This is a genomic window from Ilumatobacter sp. (genome assembly GCF_046290335.1).
GTDB lineage: Bacteria > Actinomycetota > Acidimicrobiia > Acidimicrobiales > Ilumatobacteraceae > Ilumatobacter_A.
The window spans coordinates 227,439-247,698 of sequence record NZ_JBKAGH010000005.1; the positions used below are offsets into that span (position 1 = coordinate 227,439).

Genomic DNA, 20,260 nt, shown 5'->3' on the forward strand with positions numbered 1-20,260 from the left:
AGCGATGCCGGGCCCCAGACGCCTCAGACGCCGCAGCCGCCGCCACCGATCTGCACCAGCGTGCCGTCGCGGAACTCCCAGATGCTGATGCCGGCCGACTCCCAGAACGTGTCGCGCAGCGCGACCTCCATCGCTCCGTCGCCGTTGAGGTCGGCGATGGCCGCGATGGTGAAACGTCCGACCGTCGGGAAGTCGGTCGGGTCGCCGAGCACGTACTCGAGCACCAAGGAGTCGGTGACCGACCCGTCGGCGGCGGGGACCCGCAGGTAGATCGACGTGAAGTCGTTCTCGGCCCCGAAGCCCGACTCGGTGATGTACTCGTAGGTGACGAGCACTTCCTCGATGCCGTTCGCGTCAAGATCGGCTCGAACGACCTGCGCCACCGTGCCGAGATCACTCGTCGGCGCCGCCGACATCAACGCCGCGCCGACCTCCTGGTAGATCGGGCTGTCGGTGCCGACCTGGCTGACCGGGCGCGGCTGCAACGGCCAGTCCGCCGTCACCGCGATGGCGTCGTACCCGAGGCTCACGGGTGTGTCGGGCAGTTCGACGCCCAGGTCGATCTGCGGGCCGAGTTCGTCGCCGACACAGTAGAAGTCGTTCGGACCCAGGGCGAGCCCGGTGATGACCTGTCCCGGGCCGTCGGGGAGATCGAGCGAGGTGACGGCGACGTTCGCGATCGCTGACGGTGGCGGCGAGACGAAGCTGCCGTCGTCGGTGTAGCCGGCCTGATTCCATGCCGAGCCGTCCCACCAGGCGAGTGGAGCCCAGGGGATGCCATCGCCTCCACCCCCGTAGACCGCCGCGATCTGCGTGGTCGGCTCGACCGTCGGTGGCGGGGCGGGAGCGGCCGTCGTTTCCGGGGCGGGAGCCGCCGTGGTCTCCGGGACCGGGGGTTCGGTCGCGTCAGGAGCTGGCGTCGTGTCCGGCGCAACAGTCTCCGCCACGGTCGTGTCCGGCACCGTCGTGTCGAGGGCCGAGTCGAGCGTCGTGGCGCTCGGATCGTCGGTGGTCGCTGCCCCGCCGTCGTCGACACCGGGGATCGCACCATCGTTGGTCGTCGTGCTCGATCCACAGGCGACCGCCGCGAGCGACACCGTGGCCAGAGCAAGGAACTTGAACATCGACTCATCGTTCCACGATCGGTGGGCTGCCGCCTGGCTTTTCGCGCGCCCGGCCGTCGAGACGCCGTTGCGATGCCCGTCACCGGCCGTGCCGACGAGGGCTTGACCCTTCGTTGAGGCCGCAACCGCGCCCAGCCGTTATCGTGGCCGTCGTCGGGAGATGGATCCTTCCGACGAACAACGCCCCAACAGGAGCCACGAGAGGAAGCCACGTGCCCGAAACGATCACCATCACCGACGACCGCACCGGAAAGACCGTCACGGTCCCGATCGAAGGTGGCGTGTTCCCCTCGTCCGCCCTTCGCGAGCTCGACCCGAGCTTGTACATGTTCGATCCGGCCTATCTGTCGACCGCTGCCACCAAGTCGGAGATCACCTACCTCGACGGCAACGCCGGGATCCTGCGCTATCGCGGGTATCCGATCGAGCAGCTCGCCGAGAAGTCGACCTACCTCGAAGTCGCGTATCTGCTCGTCAACGGCAAGCTGCCGACCGCCGACGAGCTCGCCACGTGGCAGCACGAGATCACGCATCACACCTTCATCCACGAGAACATGCGCAAACGCTTCGTCGACGGCTTCCACTACGACGCACACCCGATGGGAATGTTCACCTCGGCGGTGGCCGCGCTCGGCACGTTCTACAACGACGCGAAGAACATCGAGGATCCGGCTGCTCGCAAGCACCAGATGGTCCGCCTCATCGCGAAGAGCCCGACCATCGCAGCGATGTGCTACCGCTTTTCTGTCGGACTCCCGTTCAACACTCCCGACAACGACCTGTCGTACGCGGCGAACTTCCTCAACATGATGTGGAAGGTCGGCGACTACGAGGTCGACCCCGCGCTCGAGCGCGCCATGGACATCTTGTTCATCCTCCACGCCGACCACGAGCAGAACTGCGGCACCACGGCGATGCGCGTCATCGGCTCGAGCCACGCAGACCCCTACTCGTCGGCGGCCGGTGCCGCTGCTGCGTTGTACGGCCCACGCCACGGCGGCGCCAACGAGGCCGTCGTACGCATGCTGACCGACATCGGATCGATCGACAACGTTCCGGCGTTCGTCGAGTCGGTGAAGAGCGGCCAGGGACGCCTGATGGGGTTCGGCCACCGCGTCTACAAGAACTACGACCCGCGGGCGACCATCATCAAGAAGGCCGCCTACGACGTGTTCGAGGTGACCGGCAAGAGCCCGCTGCTCGACATCGCGTTGAAGCTCGAAGAGACGGCGTTGGAAGATCCGTACTTCGTCGAGCGCAAGCTGTACCCGAACGTCGACTTCTACTCCGGCCTGATCTACCAGGCACTCAACTTCCCGGTCGACATGTTCACCGTACTGTTCGCGATCCCGCGGATGTCCGGCTGGCTCGCCCACTGGCAGGAGCTGCTCGAACAGGAGCAGAAGATCAGCCGCCCCCGCCAGTGGTACGCCGGCCCCGAAGAACGCGACTACGTCGCCATCGCCGACCGCTGACAACACGTGGGGTCAGACCCCACGTGTTCAACACCTGGGGTCAGACCCCACGTGTTCAACACCTGGGGTCAGACCCCACGTGTTCAACACCTGGGGTCAGACCCCAGGTGTTGAACACGAACCCTGACACAGGGTTTCGTCATGATCGGGCCATGACTCGACCCAAGCGAATCGATCCACCCGGCGGCTGGCATCACGTGATGAGCCGTGGCGTCAACCACGACGTCGTCTTCTTCGAAGACGACGACCGACTGCTGTTCGGTCGTTTGCTGTCCACCGTCTCCGAGCGGTTCGACGTGGAGGTCCACGCCCACTGCCTGATGAGCAACCACTTCCATCTCCTCGTTCACTGCCCTGCCGGCGGTCTCTCCGACGCCATGCAACACCTCCTGTCGGTCCAAGCGCAAACAACGAACGATCGAATCGGTCGTAGCGGCCATCTCTTCACCGGCAGGTTCGTATCTCGACTCATCACGAACGAGGACTATCTCGCCAACGTCGTTCGATACATCCACCGCAACCCACTCGACATCGTCGGAGTCGACCATCCCGCCGACTATCGATGGTCGAGCCACCGTCATTATCTGGGCCGAGAAACGGCACCCGATTGGTTGCGTGTCGAACAGATCAGCAAGTGGTTCAGCGACACCACGGCGTTCGATCGCTTCGTATCGGGTTCGGCGACCTCACCGGTGTCGATCCCGAATCCGGCAGTCGCCGAGGAACTGCTGCGCGCCGTGGACCTGCTGCTTCGGGAGCGGCGATCAGCATCAGCGCGGCACGTCCCCGCGCAGCGCCGAGCGATAGCGATCGGGGCGCTGCCGCATCTCGATGAGGCGGCTCGTACAGCGGTTTGCTCGAGTTTGGGGTTGGTCGCAGGCTCGAGCGCCTACCAACAGGCCTTGTCCCGCGCCATTCGACTCTTGAACGACGAGGTCGAGTTACCACTGGTACTCGAACGGGCCCTCGAACTCTTCGGATCCGACGGGGCCCTCGGCGCGGCGGCCTGAGGCCGCACACCCGGTGATCAACACCTGGGGTCAGACCCCGGGTGTTAGAGGGTGGCGAGGATGCGGTTGAGGGTGGGGCTGGGGCGCATGGCGTCGTCGGCCTTGGTGTCGTCGGGCTGGTAGTAACCGCCGATGTCCACCGGCTGACCCTGTACGGCGAGCAACTCCTCGTGAATGGTCGACTCGTTCTCGGTCAACGCTGCTGCGAGGGGCGCGAACCGCTGGGCGACCTCGGAGTTCTCTGTCTGGTCGGCGAGCGCCTGGGCCCAATACAGCGCCAGGTAGAAGTGGCTGCCACGGTTGTCGATCGAGCCGAGACGGCGAGCCGGCGACTTGCCGTGCTCCAACACCTTGCCCGTGGCCACGTCGAGAGCCTTGCCGAGCATCTCGGCCGCCGGATTCCCGGTGACCTGGGCGAGATGCTCGAACGAGACCGCCAGCGCGAGGAACTCTCCGAGCGAGTCCCAACGCAGGTAGTTCTCCTTCACCAACTGCTGAACGTGCTTGGGAGCCGACCCGCCGGCGCCGGTCTCGAACAGACCACCACCGTTGAGGAGCGGCACGACCGACAGCATCTTCGCGCTCGTGCCGAGCTCGAGAATCGGGAACAGGTCGGTGTTGTAATCGCGCAACACGTTGCCCGTGACCGAGATCGTGTCCTCGCCGCGGCGAATGCGCTCGAGGGAGTACTTCGTCGCCGAGGTCGGATCCATGATCTCGATCTGCAGGCCGTCGGTGTCGTGGTCGCCGAGATACACCTTCACCTTCTCGATCAACTGCGCGTCGTGCGCTCGGTCGGCATCGAGCCAGAACACCGCTGGCGCACCCGTTGCACGCGCTCGGCTGACTGCCAGGCGAACCCAGTCGCGGATCGGCTCGTCTTTGACCTGACACGCACGGAAGACGTCACCGGTGTCGACGGCGTGTTCCATCAACACCGAACCGTCGGCGGCAACCACGCGAATCGTCCCCGGCGCCGGCGCTTCGAAGGTCTTGTCGTGACTGCCGTACTCCTCGGCCTTCTGCGCCATGAGGCCGACGTTGGGAACCGACCCCATCGTTGCCGGGTCGAACGCGCCGTTGGCGATGCAGTCGTCGATCGTGGCCTGATACACCCCGGCATAGGACGAATCGGGAATGACCGCCTTGGCGTCCTGGCGCTCCCCCGCCTTGTTCCACATCTTTCCCGAGTCGCGGATCATCGCCGGCATCGAGGCGTCGACGATCACATCGCTCGGCACGTGGAGGTTGGTGATGCCCTTGTCGGAATCGACCATGGCGAGATCCGGACCCGCCGCCAGTGCAGCGTCGAAATCGGCGAGGATCTCGGCCCGCTGAGCTTCCGGCAGCGAATCGAGTGATCCGAGGACGTCGCCGAGCCCGTTGTTCGGATTGGCTCCGGCGACCGCGAGCGCGTCAGCGTGCTTCGCGAAGACATCGGCGAAAAACACCTCGACCGCGTGCCCGAAGATGATCGGGTCGGAGACCTTCATCATGGTCGCTTTCATGTGCAGCGAGAACAACACGTCCGTGGCCTTGGCGTCGGCGACCTGCTCCGCGAGGAACGCTCGAAGGGCCGAGACGCTCATCACCGTCGAGTCGAGCACCTCACCGGCCAACAGCGGGAACTCACCCTTCAGCACGGTCACGTCACCGTCAGACGACACGTGTTCGATGCGTACGGCACCCGCTTCGGTCATCGTCAGCGACTGCTCGTTGGAACGGAAGTCGTTCGCGCCCATCGTTGCGACGTGCGTGAGCGAGTCGCTCGACCACGCACCCATCGAATGCGGATTGTTGCGGGCGTACTCCTTGACAGCCTTGGGCGCCCGCCGATCGGAGTTGCCCTGACGGAGCACCGGGTTGACCGCGGATCCGAGCGCCACGCTGTACTTCGCTCGGATGTCCTTCTCCTCGTCGGTCTTGGGATCGTTGGGAAAGTCGGGGAGGTCATACCCCTTGGCCTGCAGCTCGGCAACGGCTGCTTCGAGCTGCGGAATCGAGGCGGAGATGTTGGGGAGCTTGATGATGTTGGCGCCGGGCGTCAACGCGATCTCACCGAGCTCGGTGAGCGCGTCGGGCACCTGCTGCTCGGCCGTCAGACGCTCCGGGAACTGCGCCAGGATGCGAGCCGCAAGCGAGATGTCACGCGTGTCGACCTCGACGCCGGCCGCTGACGCAAACGCCTTGACGATCGGCAACAGCGAGTACGTGGCGAGCGCCGGCGCTTCGTCGGTGATGGTGTAGATGATCGTCGATTCGGTCATGTGCTGTACTCGCTTCGGTGGTTCGGACTGGCTTCGGGACGGATTCAAGCGGACGTGCTGGCGGCGTCGCCGAGCGAACCGCCACACAACTTGTCTGCTACTTGTCTACACCATAGCGCGCAACGAGCGCCGACCAAGACCTCGCCTCGCACGATCTGGAGCGCGACGCCGACGACCCCTACGCTGACCCCCGATGGACTTCACCTGGACCCCAGAGCAGCAGGCGCTTCGAGAGCAGGCCCGCCAGGTCGGCGCCGAGGCAGTCGCCCGCTACGGACGGCACAACGACTCGTGGATCAACGGCTTCTCCAAGGAGTTCGCACGCGAGATGGGCGCGCTCGGGTGGGTCGGCATGACGTGGCCGACCGAGTTCGGAGGCGGCGGTCAGCCCGACATCAATCGCTTGATCGTGGGCGAGGAGTTGATCGCCGCTGGCGCACCGGTCGCCGCGATCTGGTTCGCTGATCGCCAGATGGGGCCGACGCTCATCAAGTACGGGACCGCCGATCAGCAAGCGGAGTTCCTCCCGAAGATGCTCGCTGGCGAAACCACCTGGTGTATCGGGATGTCCGAGCCCGATGCCGGCTCCGACCTCGCATCCCTGGCCACCACCGCACTCCGCGACGGTGACGACTTCGTGATCAACGGCCAGAAGATCTGGACATCGTTCGGCGAACTCGCCGACTACTGCTATCTCATCTGCCGCACCTCCTCGGACGGACCGCCGCATCGAGGTATCAGCGAGGTGATCGTGCCCATGGACACGCCCGGCATCGAGGTTCGTCCGATCAAGGACATGACGACGAACCGTCACTTCTGCGAGGTGTGGTTCAGCGACGTGCGCGTCCCGGTCGAGAATCTGGTCGGCGTCGAAGGCAACGCATTCAAGCAGACGATGGCTCAACTCGAACACGAGCGTGGCGGGATCGACCGGCTCGTGTCGAACCAAGCGTTGTACGAGATCGCCAAAGAGCGCGCCGAGCGCGACGATCCACGAGTGCGCCAGGAGATGGCACGTATCGAGACCGGTTATGTCCTCGGTCGTATCCTCGTGACCCGCGAGGTCCTGCGCCAGGCGCCCGCCGGTTTCTCCGCAGCGACGAAGTGCTTCTGCACCGAGCACGAACAGCGCGTCGCCGCGTTCGTCGCCGCCACACTCGGCCCCGATGCGATGCTGTGGGACGACATCGGCAAGGGGCTCGCCTACGACCCGGCCTACACGATCATGGGCGGCACCTCGAACATCATGCGCAACATCCTCGGCGAACGCGTGCTCGGCCTGCCGCGCGAACCGCGCTGACCCGGTTGCCCGACGGAACTGCGCCACCCGGTCGACCGCTCTCGGCGTACGGCGAACGCGCTGGGTAGCCTTCTCGAGGTGCCGAGACCTCCCGACCACCTCCACTTCGCCGGTGCGGACGGGCCGATCGGCGCGCTGCGCTGGGCCGGCATCGACGGCGCCCCGACCGTGGTGGCGCTCCACGGCATCACCGCCAACGCCTGGCACTTCGATCCGCTCGCCCATCACCTCGCTGGTTCCGCCCATCTCGTGGCGCTCGACCTCCGCGGCCGCGGCTCCGCGTACGACCACCCCGGCCCGTTCGGGATGCGGGCCCACGCCGACGACGTCGCCGCCGTCTTGGCACAACTGGGCGGTCCCGTCACCCTCGTTGGCCATTCGATGGGCTGCTACGTCGCGTTGATGACCGCAGCGCTCCACCCGGATGCGACCGGACATCTCGTCCTCGTCGACGGCGGCAGCCGCCTGACGGTGCCCGAGGGCGTTGCCGTCGACGATGCGCTCGACACCACGCTGGGCCCCGCCATCGAACGACTCCGTCGGGTGTGGTCGGATCGCGTGTCGTATCACACGATGTGGTCGCAACACCCGGCCTTCGCCGACGGGATCTCGATCGACCTGGAGCGGAATCTGCTCGCCGATCTCATCGAGGTCGACGGCGGATTCCGAACCGCCGTCAACGAAGAAGCGGTTCGCCATGACGGGCGCGAGCTTCTCGCCGACGATGAGGTCCGCGGGCTCCTCGATGCGCGCCGAGGTCCGACGACGGTCATCCGAGCAACGCTCGGGCTGAACGGCGCTCCCCCGCCGCTCATCGACGCCGACGCGGTCACGCGAGCGCCACAACACCGCTGGATCGTCGCCGACGGCCTCAACCATTACACGGTGCTGTTGAGCTCCGAGGGGGCCTCGCTCGTCACCGCCGCCGTTCGCGATGCCCTGATCGCCGACCCGTGGCACTGACGACCCGACCGAGACCACACCATCCGGCACACCAGCGGTCAGCGTCGTCACCCGTCAGGGAAGGTCGACCTTGAACACCACGCGACCAGAAGCCCCAGGAGCCGAGGCGTCGGCTGCGGTACCGAGGCTGATCGTCAACTCGTCGACCCGTTCGAGGTCGACGCCCGCCCACAAGGTGACATCGGCCCCTTCGTTGAAGGTGCCGATGGGCACGACGCGGCCGTCGTCGAGTCGCAGCCATCCCTCGTAGAAGTCCCCGCTGGCACGGCGCGGCAGCGACGCGGCGTCGAGGTCGACACGCAGGCCTGATGACGTTTCGGTGATCTCGATCGAACCCTCCACGTCGAGGATTTCGCCAGTCGGCACCAGGTCGATCGCGACCGCGGGCGCTTCGGGCGCGCCGCTGATCGCACTCAGTGCGAGGATGCCGACGAAGAGCAGCATCAACCCCGCGGCGACGCCGATGATGGCGGGCGTGGCCGTGCGCCGCCGGGAGACTGGTGCGACGCCCTCCTCGGCATCGAGCGGCGCAGCGGCAGTCGCCGCCTCGGACATCTCCGCCTTGATCCGCGCGACCACCGCATCGCCGAGGTCGTCGCTGGGTTCGAGCCAGCTGACCGCATCGCCGAGGAGCGCTGCCACGTGTAGGCCGACCTCAGCGTCGAAGCTGACGCCGATCCGACCGTCGTCATCGGCGTACGGATCGATCTCCATCTGGTCGAACTCCGTCGGCCGATCAGTCATGGCTGCGTCCTGAACCCGTTGTGTCGTGTTGGCCGCGCACCGCGAACACGCTCATCTCGGGTCCTCTTCCTGGAGATCACGCAGGTGGCCGAGCCGGTTCACGAGGCGGCGATGCGACCGATACGACCGTGCGTTGATCACACCGATCGAAAGACCTCGCAAGTCGGCGATCTCGGAATGCGAGCGGCCCTCGAGGTGTGCCAGTCGAACGACGTCGCGTTCGTCGTGGTCGAGCGCCTCGATCGCCCGCCGAACACTCCAGAGGGTCTCCGCCTCCGTGACGCTGAGATCCATGGGACGGGAGTCGGCCAGCGTGGCCCCACTGTCATCGTCGCCGGGTTGGTCGCGGCCACCGATGTCGAGCGCGCAACGCCGAGCAATCGCCGCCAACCACGGCCCGAAATCACTTCCTGGCTCGAAGCGGTCACTCCCCCGCCAAGCGTGCACGAAGGTCTGCCGCGTGGCCTCGTCGGCCAGCGCACGGTCGCCGAGCACACGCACCGCCGTGACGAACACAGGCCCGCCATAGCGGCGAACGAGCTCACGGACGGCATCGTCATCGCCGGCGCGGAGAGCATGGGCGAGCTCGGTGTCATCGGCGACGACGCTGGCGGGGCGAAATTCCTGCACGAAACGTTCAGCGTATTGCATCGACGCCCTCGAACCGATGGCGCTGCTCGGCATCGCATCGCCAGCTCACCCGGTCGAGACGAAAAAGACGAAACCCCGCCCGATCAGCGATCGAAGCGGGGCTTCCGTGGGCACAGAGGGATTCGAACCCCCGACCCCCTGCGTGTCATGCAGGTACTCTAACCAACTGAGCTATGCGCCCTCAGCGGAGCGCAACGCTACCAGCATCTCGGCCCGCCACCACGCCCGACCCGACACGACACTGCGGTCTCGCGAGTTTCACGTCAGGAGTCGCATCGCGATGTCGTTGGCCATCAGTCGACCCGACCGGGTGAGCACGACGCGGGTCGGATCGTCGTGATGGGCGACCAGGTGCTCGGACAAGAGTTCCAGGGTTGCCGCGTCGAAATTCGACCGATCGATTCCGTCGCGCGTTCGCATCAGCAACTGGAGTCGTTCGAGCCGGCGGGTCGCTGCGTCGAGCGTTTCCGACGATGCTTCCAGCGACTCGTTCGATGCCACGAGATCGATGTAGCGATCGGGTGTGCGCACGTTCCACCAGCGACGACCGGCCGCGTGGGAGTGGGCAGCGCACCCGAACCCGCGGTAGTCGCACTGTCTCCAATACAGAAAGTTGTGAGCCGATTCGTGGCCCGGCCTCGCCCAGTTCGAGACTTCGTAGTTGAGGAGCCCGCGAGCGGACAGGACCTCGTCGGCGTGTTCGTACTTGTCGGCTTGATCGTCGTCGTCGGGGTGCCGGTCGGGCTGCGACGCGAGCGGTGTCCCGGCCTCGACGGTGAGCCCGTATGCCGACACGTGCGGCGGATCGAGTTCGAGCGCTCGGTCGAGCGTCTCCGCCCAGTCGGCGAACGACTCGCCGGCGGCGCCGTAGATCAGGTCGAGGTTGAACGTCGGCAACTCGGCCGCCCGCACGGCGTCGACCGCACGAGCGACATTGTCGATGTCGTGGGTACGTCCGAGCGCTGCCAGCACGTGCGGCGACATCGACTGCACGCCGATGCTCACCCGATTGACCCCGCCAGCGCGATATGTCCGCAGCATGTCGATGGTGACGTCGTCGGGATTGCACTCGACGGTGACCTCGGCGTCGTCGGCGATCGGGATCGAGGCGATCACCTGCGCCAATGCGGCCGGGTCGACGAGCGTCGGTGTGCCGCCCCCGACGAACACGCTGTCGGCGACGGGCAGGCCGTCGGCAACCGCTCGTCGAATCTCGGAGTCGAGCGCGTCGACGTAGGCGTCGACCAGATGCGCTCGATCGGTCCAGGTCGCAAATGCGCAGTAGTCACACTTCGACGCGCAGAACGGGATGTGTACGTACACGCCAAAGGCTGCGCGGGTCATGGCGACACGCTACGGACGGCAACCAGCAGGGAGCGCCCGAGAAGTGATCGGCCAGATCAGACGAACAGCAGGTCGAGCGCTGCGAGGCGATCGCCGACCTGGTCGACCGGGACATCGAGCATCGCCGCGATGGCCCGCGTGTCGTCGCCGCGCACCGTGATGACCCGACCGTTGAAGTCCTGACGCTGCACTTGGATCAGCCGGAGGTACCGAGCGAGCATCTCGAACGGCGAGCCGCTGAGCTGCATCAGTTTGGTGACGTCGATGGCGAGTTTCTTGTTGATCGGCGACTCGATCGCTGCCGCTTCGGATCCGGTGACCTCGCGGGGCAGCAACTGCTCGATCGGCACGTTGTAGAACTGCGACAGTCGGTCCAGACGCGGCACCGACAACGCCCGCTCGCCGCGCTCGTACGCGCCAAGCACCGACGCCTTGAACTCCTGCTCCGACTGCGCTTCGACCTCTTGCAACGAGAGCCGCTTCTGCTTGCGAATGACACGCAAACGATCGCCGACCTGACGACTGTAGGCCGAGGGTGCGTCTTCGTCGAAGGTGACCATGGTGGTTCCGCCTGGGGTTGAGAGGGCTGCTGTCGGCCGTGGTTGCCATCGCAACAAGCGGCGGCCGACCACTCTACGCAGTCGCGCCGCGCGAATCCAGTACGCACCGTCCGATCAGGCGAGGTGGACGGCGAGCGTCGCAGCAGCGACGACGGCCGTCTCGGTGCGCAGAACGTGAGGGGTCAACTGCACACGAGCAGCCGCAACTGCGAGTTCGCCATCGCTCCACCCACCCTCGGGGCCGATCGCGAGGCGACGATCGATCGTCGACAGCGGGCGGCCGCCTGGCTCGGCGACCGCGAACTCGGCGAGTACCGAACTCGCATCGATCGGACCAACAACCTCGACGCGCCACGTTCGACGGCATTGACGCAGCGCCTCGTCGGCGATCTTCTGCAGCCGGACCAACTGCTTGGTGGATCGATCCGCTTTCCATCGCACGACCGATCGCTCCGCATGCAGCAGGCAGATCCGGTCGACCCCGATCTCGGTGGCCTTCTGCACCAGCCACTCCACCCGGTCACCCTTGGGAATCGCCGTCGCTATCTCGAGGAGCGGTTCGCGACGGGCGACGCCGTGAATGTCGCTCGCTGCCGAGAGCGACACCGCCGACCCGGTGACCGTCGACCGGTACGAGCGCCATCGGCCAGCACCGTCGGTCACGGTGACGTCCTCGCCGCTCGACAGCCGCAGCACCCGGGCCAGATGATGCTCGGTGTCGCTGTCGAGGACCAGGTCGTCGGCCAGCGCGTGGCCCGATTCGATGAGGATGTGCGCCGACGAGCGGCGCAGCGCGTCGTCGATGTTCACCTCGCCGGCACCCGTCTGATCCAAATGTGTCAGGAGAACGCCGACTTGATCCGAGAGAAGATGCCCTCTTTCCCGTTGCCGACCGTCTCGCCGCGACCCTTGGCATAGGTGGTGAGCAGGTCGACTTCCGCATCGGACAGCTTCGTGGGGATGTCGACGCGCAACCGAGCGATCAGGTCGCCACGACCGCGTCCTTGCAAGCGCGGCACGCCACGCTGACGCAGCACGAACTCCCGACCCGGCTGCGTGCCGGCGGGCACCACGAGATCTTCGGTACCGTCGAGCGTCTCGAGCTTCAGCGACGTGCCGAGCGCCGCCTGAGCGAACGACACGGTCACCTCGGTGACGAGATCGTCACCCTCTCGGACGTACTGCTCATCGGGACGGACCCGCAAATGCACGTACAGGTCGCCGGGCCGGCCACCTCGAGGTCCGACCGCGCCGCGGCCGGTGAGCCGAAGCGTCGAGCCGGTGTCGACACCGGCCGGGACGTCGACCTGGTACGAGGTATCGGCCGTGACCCGGCCTTCGCCCCGACAGGTCTCGCACGGTGTCGTGATGATCTCGCCGAGACCGCCGCAACGTCCACATGTGGTGGCCGTGACCATCTGCCCGAGCAGACTCTGGCGCACGCGCTGCACCTGTCCGGCGCCATTGCATTCACTGCACGTCACCGGCTTGGTGTTCGCGCCGGCACCCGAGCCCTCACAGGTGTCGCACGTGACGGGCAGCTTGAGCTCGACCGTGATCTCGCCGCCGAACACGGCGTGCACGAAATCGATGTCGGCGATCGCTTCGACGTCTTGGCCGCGCGGCGGACCGGCCGGACCCCGCTGGCGGCCACCGCCCCCACCGAACGGGCTGCCCTGGCCTCCGAAGAACGCGTCGAAGATGTCGCCGATGCCGCCGCCGAACAGGTCGTCGGCCGACGCGCCGCCGCCACCGTTGCGCACACCGGCCTCACCGAATTGGTCGTAGCGGGCACGTTGCTGGTCGTCGGACAACACCTGGTAGGCCTGCGAGACCTCCTTGAACCTCTCCGCCGCCGAATCGTCGCCGGGGTTCGCATCGGGATGGAACTCGCGGGCGCGCTTGCGGTACGCCTTCTTGATCTCCTCGGCGGAGGCCGAGCGGGACACGCCCAACAGGTCGTAGTAGTCAGCCATGACAGGTCACAGGATGCCGTGAATCGAACGATTCCGGGCGACGAGCAATGCCCGTCACGACGCGACCGCCATCGACCGGCACGCTCACCCCTCGTCGATTCGGTGCGCGAGCTGCTCGCTCACGATGTCGACGGTCGCCAGCGCCTGGGGATAGTTCATCCGGGTCGGGCCGAGCACGCCGACCGAACCGAGATGCTCGCCGTCGACGACGACCGGGGACACGACGACCGAGCACGCCGAGAGCGGTTCGACACCGTGCTCGACTCCGATCGCCACCGACATCCCGCGGTTGACGATGTCGGACACCAGCGACACCACGACGAACTGTTGCTCGAGCGTGTGCAGCACCGAGCGCACCACCTCGACCGCGTCGAAGGCGCGGGCCACCTCGGAGGCCCCGCCGGTGTAGACGTGATCGGCGCTCGCGACCGACTGGATCGCCGTCAACGACGCCGTGCAGAGGCGATCGGTGTCGGAGTCGCCACTGGTGCCGATCGAGCGAACCTCACCGAGGACCGATCCGGCGAGCTGCAGCGACAGGTGCGCCGCTGCCGACGAGATACGCGCTTCGTCATCGACGTCGAGCAGTTCGACGGTCGTGTTCTCCACGGTGCCGTTGGCGAGCACGACGACCACGGTCGCCAGCGAGTCGGTGAGACCGACGATCTGCACGCTGCGAACCGCGACCGCTTCGGCTCGCGGGCCGACCACGACTGCAGCGCTGTGCGTCAGGTCGGCGAGCAGGTTGGAGGTCTGGTGGAGGATCTCTTCGAGGCGACCGTGCGCGGCGGAGAAGAACTCACCGACCTGACGCTGCGTGGTGCGATCGAGTCGACCCGGTGTGGTCAGGTGATCGACGAAGTATCGGTACCCCCGATCGGTCGGGATGCGACCGGCCGACGTGTGCGGCTGGACGAGGTACCCCTCCTTCTCCAGCACCGACAACTCGTTTCGGACCGTCGCCGACGAAACGTCGACGACCTCGGATCGAACGATGCTCGCGGAACCGACAGGCTGCGCCGTGGCGATGTACTCCTGCACGACGGCAGCGAGAATCGCGGTCTTGCGGTCGTCCAACATGGTCTCTCCAGAGTAGTGAATCCTCGCCACGGCCGGGAGTTGTGCACGCATCCGAAGCCAACGGTGAGTCGAAGTCTCGGTGGGACACGTCGGAGACGACCCGTCGAATGCCACGAAGCACTGCGTCGTCACGTCGGCGCGGCGCCGTCGGAGCGGCGCGACGCACTCGTGACGGCGTCGAGACGCCGAAGTGCTTCGTCGCGTTCGGCAGCGTGATCCAGCATCGGCTCGACCGCCTCCGCCACCCATCGAGCCACGTACTCACCGCTCGGGTCGTAGCGCTGCTGCTGCGTCGTCGGGTTGAAGACTCGGAAGTACGGCGCGGCGTCCGTGCCGGTCCCGGCAGCCCACTGCCACCCGTGGTTGTTCGAGGCGAGGTCACCGTCGATCAGATGCCGCATGAACCAGCGTGCGCCCCACTGCCACGGCAGGTGGAGGTCTTTCACGAGGAAGCTCGCAACGATCATCCGCACGCGGTTGTGCATCCACCCGGTCGCCGCGAGCTGGCGCATCCCGGCGTCCACGATGCCGAAGCCGGTTTCGCCTCGACACCACCGAGCGAAGCGCTCGCGAGCCGCAGCATCGGTGTCGACGACCATCGCGTCGTACTTGGTGTTGAGGTTCTCCCACGCCGTGTGCGGACGCTGGAAGAGCACGTCGGCGTAGAAGTCTCGCCACGCGAGCTCGCTCGAGAACACCGTGTGCCCGCGACCGCCGTCGCCGGTCGCATCGAGATCGGCGAGCAACGTCCGAGGGTGGATCGTGCCCCACTTGAGATCGGGCGACAGGTGACTCGTTCCCGTCAGCGCCGGACGGTCACGCAGATCGTCGTACGCCTCGACGCTCGATCGCAACGTCCCGTCGGCGGCTCCCGGCGTCTCGATGAAGGACTGCCAGCGGCGTTGCGCGGCTTCCTCCCCGGCCGAGGGCAACTCGATGCCCGGCTCGGGTCGGCTCGGCATGGGCTCTGCGTCGACGGCGGTACCGGCTCCTCTCCAGCGGAACGCGTCGTCGGGATGCGGAAACGGCGCGTCCCATCCAACCTTTCGCCACACCCTGGAGAACGGCGTGAAGACCGCATACGGCGTGCCATCGCCCTTGGTGACCCCGCCCGGGGCGACGGCGTACGGCGACCCGATGCCTCGCAGTTCTCGGCCCGAACCGCGCAGCGCGTCGGCGACCGCGAGGTCGCGTCGTCGTCCGTACGGCGAGTAGTCACGGCTGACGAATACCGCGGCCGCATCGAGTTCGTGTGCGATCGCCGGGACCACCGCTGTCGGGTCACCGTGACGAATCACCAACCCGGCTCCCGACACGGAACGGATCGAGTCGTCGAGGGCGCTCAGCACGTCGTGGAGGTACGCGAGCCGAACGGCGCCCGATGACGAAAACGTCGGATCGACCACGAACAGCGGAACGACTTCGTCGCCATCGGCACCAGCGGCCAACAGCGCCGGATTGTCGGATAGGCGAAGATCTCGACGGAACCACATGACCGAACGCTGCATCCCACGGTTGTACCGTCACGCGGGCGCTGCCGCCACTCCGGCTGGCTGTCGGTGAATCGAACGATCGGGTGCGGTGCAGCCAACCAGCGACGGAGAACGGTCGTCTCGGGTCCGTGACACACTCGCCGTCGTGACCGCTGGTCTTCGTCGTCGTCTCGCCCGATCCGAGGCTCATGCCGCGCAGCTCCTCGCGGCATCGATGCGACAGCAGGGCCATGACGAGGCCACGTCCGATGCGGTCGAGGATGGAATGATCGTCTCGCTCGGATCGAACGGCTTCGTCAACCGGTTGCTGTGCACCGCGAACCACCTGAGCCGAAACCAGGTCGTGGAGGTCATCGCCTTCTTCAGCGAGCGGCGACTCGCTCCGTCGATCCAGGTCACAGCGAACACCGACGCGAACACCGATCACCTGCTGCGAACCTTCGGTTTCGAACGCGACTGGCAGCGCGTCGTCATGGCCGCGCCTGTTCGATCGCTTCCCGAATCGCCCCTCGACGCCGGCTCCGGAGTGTCCATCGGTGTCGTGGACGACGCGAGCCTCCACGACTGGCTCGACGTCTTGGCCCGCGGTAACGGGGTCGTCACACCGCAGGCCCGGGCGCGGTCGGACCGACACGGCCTGGCCGCGCACGCCGTCCTCGGATCCGTCGACCTGCTCGCCCGACTCGCGGGGTCACCAGTTGCCTGCGGGTCGTTGCAGTACCTCGATCGAATCTGCTGGCTCGGTGGCGCTGCAACTCTGCCCGATCTTCGCAACCGCGGGCTCCAACGACGGCTGCTGGAGCACCGACTCGCTCTGGCGACGGACCTCGGTGCCGAGTTCGTCGCAGCAACCGCGGTTGCCGGTGGCGCATCCACGCGCAATCTCGAACGTGTCGATCTCACGCTGATCGACACCCAGCAGGTGTGGACCCGCCGCCCCGACTCTGGCATCTCGGCCGTCTCGGGTGCTGGGTGAGATTCAGTCGTCGAGCTTCAAAGCCTTGATGAAGACGTCGCCGGGAACTTCGACCCGGCCGATCGACTTCATCTTCTTCTTGCCTTCCTTCTGCTTCTCGAGCAGCTTGCGTTTGCGGGTGATGTCGCCGCCGTAGCACTTCGCCGTGACGTCTTTGCGACGCGCCTTCACCGTTTCGCGAGCGATGATCTTGCCGCCGATCGCCGCCTGGATCGGGACGTCGAACATCTGGCGAGGAATGAGTTCTTTGAGCTTCTCGCACATGCGGTTGCCGTACGCGTAGGCACTGTCGCGATGCACGATCATGGAGAATGCGTCGGCCGGAATCGCGTTGAGCAGCAGATCGACCTTGACGAGGTTCGACCGTCGATAGCCCGCCAGCTCGTAGTCGAGGCTGGCATAGCCCTTCGTGCGCGACTTCATCTGATCGAAGAAATCGACGACCACCTCGGCGAGCGGTACCTCGTAGACCAGTTCCATCCGCTCGGGCGAGAGATATTCCATCTTCTTCATCTCGCCACGACGGCTCTGGCACAGGTCCATCAAGGGCCCGGCGTACTCGGCGGGCGTGATGATCGACAGCTTGAAGTACGGCTCCTCGATCCCGTCGATCTTCTGGGCTTCGGGGAGGTCAGCGGGGTTGTCGACCAGGATCTCCTCGCCCGCCGTGGTCGTGACGCGGTACTCGACGCTCGGCGCGGTGGCGATCAGCGCCAGCCCGAACTCACGCTCGAGACGTTCCTTGACGATCTCCATGTGCAACAGACCGAGAAACCCGCACCTGAAGCCGAACCCCAATGCGCCAGACGACTCCGGCGTGTACATGATCGACGCGTCGTTGAGCTTGAGTTTCTCCAGCGACTCGCGGAGCTGCTCGAAGTCGTCACCGTCGATCGGAAACAGCCCGGAGAACACCATCGGTTTCGGCTCGCGGTAGCCCTCGAGCGCCACCGTCGCTCCGCCCGATGCGGTCGTGACCGTTTCTCCCGACTTCGCGTCGCCGACGTCTTTGATGCCGGCGATGAGGTAACCGACCTCGCCCGGACCGAGACGCTTGACCGGCGTCGGGACGGGGTTCCGGGTGCCGATCTCGATCGCCTCGTGGGTGGCCCCCGCCTGCATGAACTCGAGCTTCGCGCCCGAGTCCAACACGCCGTTCATGATGCGGATGCTGGAGACAACGCCTCGGTACTGATCGAACTGCGAATCGAAGATCAGGCCCTGCAGTGGAGCGTCGCGGTCGCCGCTCGGTGCCGGGATCCGCTCGATGATGGCGTCGAGCAACTCGGGCACGCCCACACCCGTCTTGGCAGACATCGGGATGATCTCTTCGCGGGGGATACCGAGGATCGTCTCGATCTCGCCGGCGTACCGCTGCACGTCAGCGGCAGGCAGATCGATCTTGTTGAGCACCGCCACGATCTCGAGGTCGTGTTCGAGCGCGAGATAGCAGTTCGCCAGCGTCTGCGCTTCGATGCCCTGCGCGGCGTCGACCACGAGCACGACGCCTTCGCACGCCGCGAGCGACCGGCTGACCTCGTAGCCGAAGTCGACGTGGCCGGGGGTGTCGATCAGGTGGAAGACATGATCCTTCCAGGGAACCCGCACGTTCTGCGCCTTGATCGTGATGCCACGCTCGCGTTCGAGGTCCATCGAATCGAGGTACTGGGCCTTCATGTCACGCGACTGGACCGCTCCGGTGATCTCGAGGATGCGATCGGACAGCGTCGACTTGCCATGGTCGATGTGTGCGATGATCGAGAAGTTGCGGATGCGGTCGAGCTCCATAGGCGCCACCAGTATGCCGGTGGCCACGATCAACCAGGGGCTCGTGCGCGCGAACGTCGCGTTCGAGCTCAGGGCGCGTTGTTGGACGCCTCACCGGGCGCCGATAGAGTTGCACGGCTGTTCGAGGCGGGTCACCGCATCACCTGAGCCGCCCGCACGATCGACGAAAGAGCACCGAGGAAACAGATGGCAAACATCAAGAGCCAGAAGAAGCGCATTCTCACCAACGCCAAGTCCCAGGAGCGCAACAAGATGGTGCGCGCCGAGATCCGCACCCGCGTCAAGGCCGCACTCGCCGAGGGCGATCCGACCGGCGAAGCTGCGCGAGCTGCGGTCAAGCGCATCGACAGCGCTGCCAGCAAGGGCATCATCCACAAGAACACCGCGGCCCGCAAGAAGAGCCGCTTGGTGAAGCAGCTTCAGTCCAGCGCCAGCTGAACGGGCCGACGACTCGGAGCGCCGCTTTCGAGCGGCGCTTTTCGTCGTTTTCGGCCCCGAATGTTCGGCCCTGGTCGGGGTACGCCGCGCTCAGCGCAGCTTCGAGAGGCGGGCGACGAGTACTTCCATGACCAACTCGGCGTCGAGATCTCTTGCACCACGCAGATCGAGGTCGGCCTGCGCCAGGAGCTGGATCGCCCGTTTCGTGCTGTCGGGTCCGAGCTTGCGATAGTTCTGCAGCGCCTTCTTCGCCGGGAACGGAGATTTGATCCCGGTTGCCGCCATCGCGTCCTGCTCGGTTCGAGCGTTGGCCCCATCGAGTCGAGCGATGCTCGAATAGTGGCTGTGCAGCGTCGACATGATCTGCAGCGGATGGCGTTTGCCGCCGTGCACCATTCGACCCAGGAGCGCCAGCGCTTTCGACGTGTTGCCGTCGCTGATCGCGTCGGTGAAGTCCCACGGCGGCACGCCGCCCGCTTCCCCGAGAAACGGCTCGAGGTCCGCGACCGACAAGCGGACGCCCTCACCGAACGCTCCGCGCAGGGTGGCGAGCACCCCGTCGAGGCGTGCAGGTTCTTCGCCGAGCCAGTCGACGAGACGAGACACCGCCTGCGGTTCGAGTTGCACGCCGGCGGCAGCGATCTGGTCACGGATCCACGTCTGGCGGTCACCGGCCTTCTTGGGCGGGCCTGTCGCTGTCACCGAGCCGCTCTGCTTGACCGCGTCGACGATCTTCTTCGACATCCGCCCGTCGCCTCCTTCGGCGAGGACGAGGTCGGAACTCTCCAGCGGGTTGGCGAGGTACGCCAGCAACCCTGGAAGGTCGTCGGCGTTGAACCGGCTGACCGACCGAGCGACCACGACACGCTTGTCGGTCAGGAACGGAGGCGTCTGTGCCGCGTCGACGACCACTCGGAGTTCGTACTCGTCGCCGTCGAACTCGTCGACCATCATCGAACGATCTCCGTCACCGACCAACTGGTGCACGAGAGCTGACACGGCGGAGCGGACCAAGGACTCGTCGTCACCGGTCACGAGATAGTTCGCCATCGCCTCAGTATCGTCGCCGAC

At 66.2% G+C, this 20,260-nt stretch carries 18 protein-coding genes and 1 tRNA gene; 6 read left to right on the plus strand and 13 right to left on the minus strand.

Features of this window, described 5'->3' with window-relative positions; genetic code table 11:
* Window positions 1-23: 23 nt before the first annotated feature.
* The gene (locus ACE37B_RS18750; RefSeq protein WP_409924859.1) at window positions 24-1,124 is read right to left on the minus strand and encodes a hypothetical protein; all 1,101 of its coding nucleotides are present in this window, start codon (window positions 1,122-1,124) and stop codon (window positions 24-26) included.
* A gap of 212 nt (window positions 1,125-1,336) precedes the next feature.
* Here ACE37B_RS18750 and ACE37B_RS18755 point away from each other — a divergent pair, with 212 nt between their 5' ends.
* Together ACE37B_RS18755 and ACE37B_RS18760 are read left to right on the plus strand one after the other, a co-directional pair.
* Window positions 1,337-2,599, plus strand: coding sequence for a citrate synthase (locus ACE37B_RS18755; RefSeq protein WP_409924860.1), 1,263 nt, complete (start codon window positions 1,337-1,339; stop codon window positions 2,597-2,599).
* A gap of 152 nt (window positions 2,600-2,751) precedes the next feature.
* The gene (locus ACE37B_RS18760; protein ID WP_409924861.1) at window positions 2,752-3,609 is read left to right on the plus strand and encodes a transposase; all 858 of its coding nucleotides are present in this window, start codon (window positions 2,752-2,754) and stop codon (window positions 3,607-3,609) included.
* 44 nt (window positions 3,610-3,653) lie between these two features.
* On the opposite strand, the gene ACE37B_RS18765 is transcribed toward ACE37B_RS18760, so the two are convergent.
* A complete protein-coding gene (locus tag ACE37B_RS18765; RefSeq protein WP_409924862.1) occupies window positions 3,654-5,876 on the minus strand; it encodes an NADP-dependent isocitrate dehydrogenase in 2,223 nt (740 codons plus the stop codon).
* Between the two features lie 193 nt (window positions 5,877-6,069).
* On the opposite strand from ACE37B_RS18765, the gene ACE37B_RS18770 reads away from it, so the two are divergent.
* Both ACE37B_RS18770 and ACE37B_RS18775 read left to right on the plus strand, forming a co-directional pair.
* Window positions 6,070-7,176 carry an acyl-CoA dehydrogenase family protein gene (locus ACE37B_RS18770; protein WP_409924863.1) on the plus strand — a complete coding sequence of 369 codons (1,107 nt, stop codon included), beginning with the start codon at window positions 6,070-6,072 and terminating at the stop codon, window positions 7,174-7,176.
* Window positions 7,177-7,254: 78 nt separating this feature from the next.
* Complete coding sequence (locus ACE37B_RS18775; RefSeq protein ID WP_409924864.1) at window positions 7,255-8,139, plus strand: alpha/beta hydrolase; 885 nt, start codon at window positions 7,255-7,257, stop codon at window positions 8,137-8,139.
* A 54-nt stretch (window positions 8,140-8,193) separates the two neighbouring features.
* Here ACE37B_RS18775 and ACE37B_RS18780 read toward each other — a convergent pair whose 3' ends face one another.
* From ACE37B_RS18780 to ACE37B_RS18820, 9 genes are all read right to left on the minus strand, one after another.
* Window positions 8,194-8,883, minus strand: coding sequence for an anti-sigma factor (locus tag ACE37B_RS18780; protein WP_409924865.1), 690 nt, complete (start codon window positions 8,881-8,883; stop codon window positions 8,194-8,196).
* Window positions 8,884-8,934: 51 nt separating this feature from the next.
* Window positions 8,935-9,513: an RNA polymerase sigma factor gene (locus ACE37B_RS18785; protein ID WP_409924866.1), complete on the minus strand. Its 579-nt coding sequence runs from the start codon at window positions 9,511-9,513 to the stop codon at window positions 8,935-8,937.
* A gap of 128 nt (window positions 9,514-9,641) precedes the next feature.
* Window positions 9,642-9,715 (minus strand) — tRNA-Val (locus ACE37B_RS18790).
* Between the two features lie 77 nt (window positions 9,716-9,792).
* Entirely contained in the window at window positions 9,793-10,878 is a 1,086-nt protein-coding gene (gene hemW, locus ACE37B_RS18795) for a radical SAM family heme chaperone HemW (RefSeq protein ID WP_409924867.1), read from the minus strand.
* A gap of 56 nt (window positions 10,879-10,934) precedes the next feature.
* Window positions 10,935-11,438 carry a transcriptional regulator gene (locus ACE37B_RS18800; protein ID WP_409924868.1) on the minus strand — a complete coding sequence of 168 codons (504 nt, stop codon included), beginning with the start codon at window positions 11,436-11,438 and terminating at the stop codon, window positions 10,935-10,937.
* A 114-nt stretch (window positions 11,439-11,552) separates the two neighbouring features.
* Window positions 11,553-12,248, minus strand: a complete 696-nt coding sequence (locus ACE37B_RS18805; protein WP_409924869.1) for an RsmE family RNA methyltransferase — start codon at window positions 12,246-12,248, stop codon at window positions 11,553-11,555.
* Window positions 12,249-12,277: 29 nt separating this feature from the next.
* Window positions 12,278-13,414, minus strand: a complete 1,137-nt coding sequence (gene dnaJ, locus ACE37B_RS18810) for a molecular chaperone DnaJ (protein ID WP_409924870.1) — start codon at window positions 13,412-13,414, stop codon at window positions 12,278-12,280.
* A gap of 84 nt (window positions 13,415-13,498) precedes the next feature.
* Window positions 13,499-14,494, minus strand: coding sequence for a heat-inducible transcriptional repressor HrcA (gene hrcA / locus ACE37B_RS18815; protein ID WP_409924871.1), 996 nt, complete (start codon window positions 14,492-14,494; stop codon window positions 13,499-13,501).
* 128 nt (window positions 14,495-14,622) lie between these two features.
* Window positions 14,623-16,002 (minus strand): cryptochrome/photolyase family protein, encoded by a 1,380-nt coding sequence (locus ACE37B_RS18820; protein ID WP_409924872.1) that lies wholly within the window; start codon window positions 16,000-16,002, stop codon window positions 14,623-14,625.
* 130 nt (window positions 16,003-16,132) lie between these two features.
* On the opposite strand from ACE37B_RS18820, the gene ACE37B_RS18825 reads away from it, so the two are divergent.
* A complete protein-coding gene (locus ACE37B_RS18825; protein ID WP_409924873.1) occupies window positions 16,133-16,963 on the plus strand; it encodes a GNAT family N-acetyltransferase in 831 nt (276 codons plus the stop codon).
* Between the two features lie 3 nt (window positions 16,964-16,966).
* Here the strand turns inward: ACE37B_RS18825 and lepA are convergent, their stop codons facing one another.
* Window positions 16,967-18,751: a translation elongation factor 4 gene (lepA, locus tag ACE37B_RS18830; protein ID WP_409924874.1), complete on the minus strand. Its 1,785-nt coding sequence runs from the start codon at window positions 18,749-18,751 to the stop codon at window positions 16,967-16,969.
* A 186-nt stretch (window positions 18,752-18,937) separates the two neighbouring features.
* Here lepA and rpsT point away from each other — a divergent pair, with 186 nt between their 5' ends.
* Entirely contained in the window at window positions 18,938-19,189 is a 252-nt protein-coding gene (rpsT, locus tag ACE37B_RS18835) for a 30S ribosomal protein S20 (protein WP_409924875.1), read from the plus strand.
* A gap of 90 nt (window positions 19,190-19,279) precedes the next feature.
* Here the strand turns inward: rpsT and holA are convergent, their stop codons facing one another.
* Window positions 19,280-20,239 carry a DNA polymerase III subunit delta gene (holA, locus tag ACE37B_RS18840; RefSeq protein WP_409924876.1) on the minus strand — a complete coding sequence of 320 codons (960 nt, stop codon included), beginning with the start codon at window positions 20,237-20,239 and terminating at the stop codon, window positions 19,280-19,282.
* Window positions 20,240-20,260: the final 21 nt, after the last annotated feature.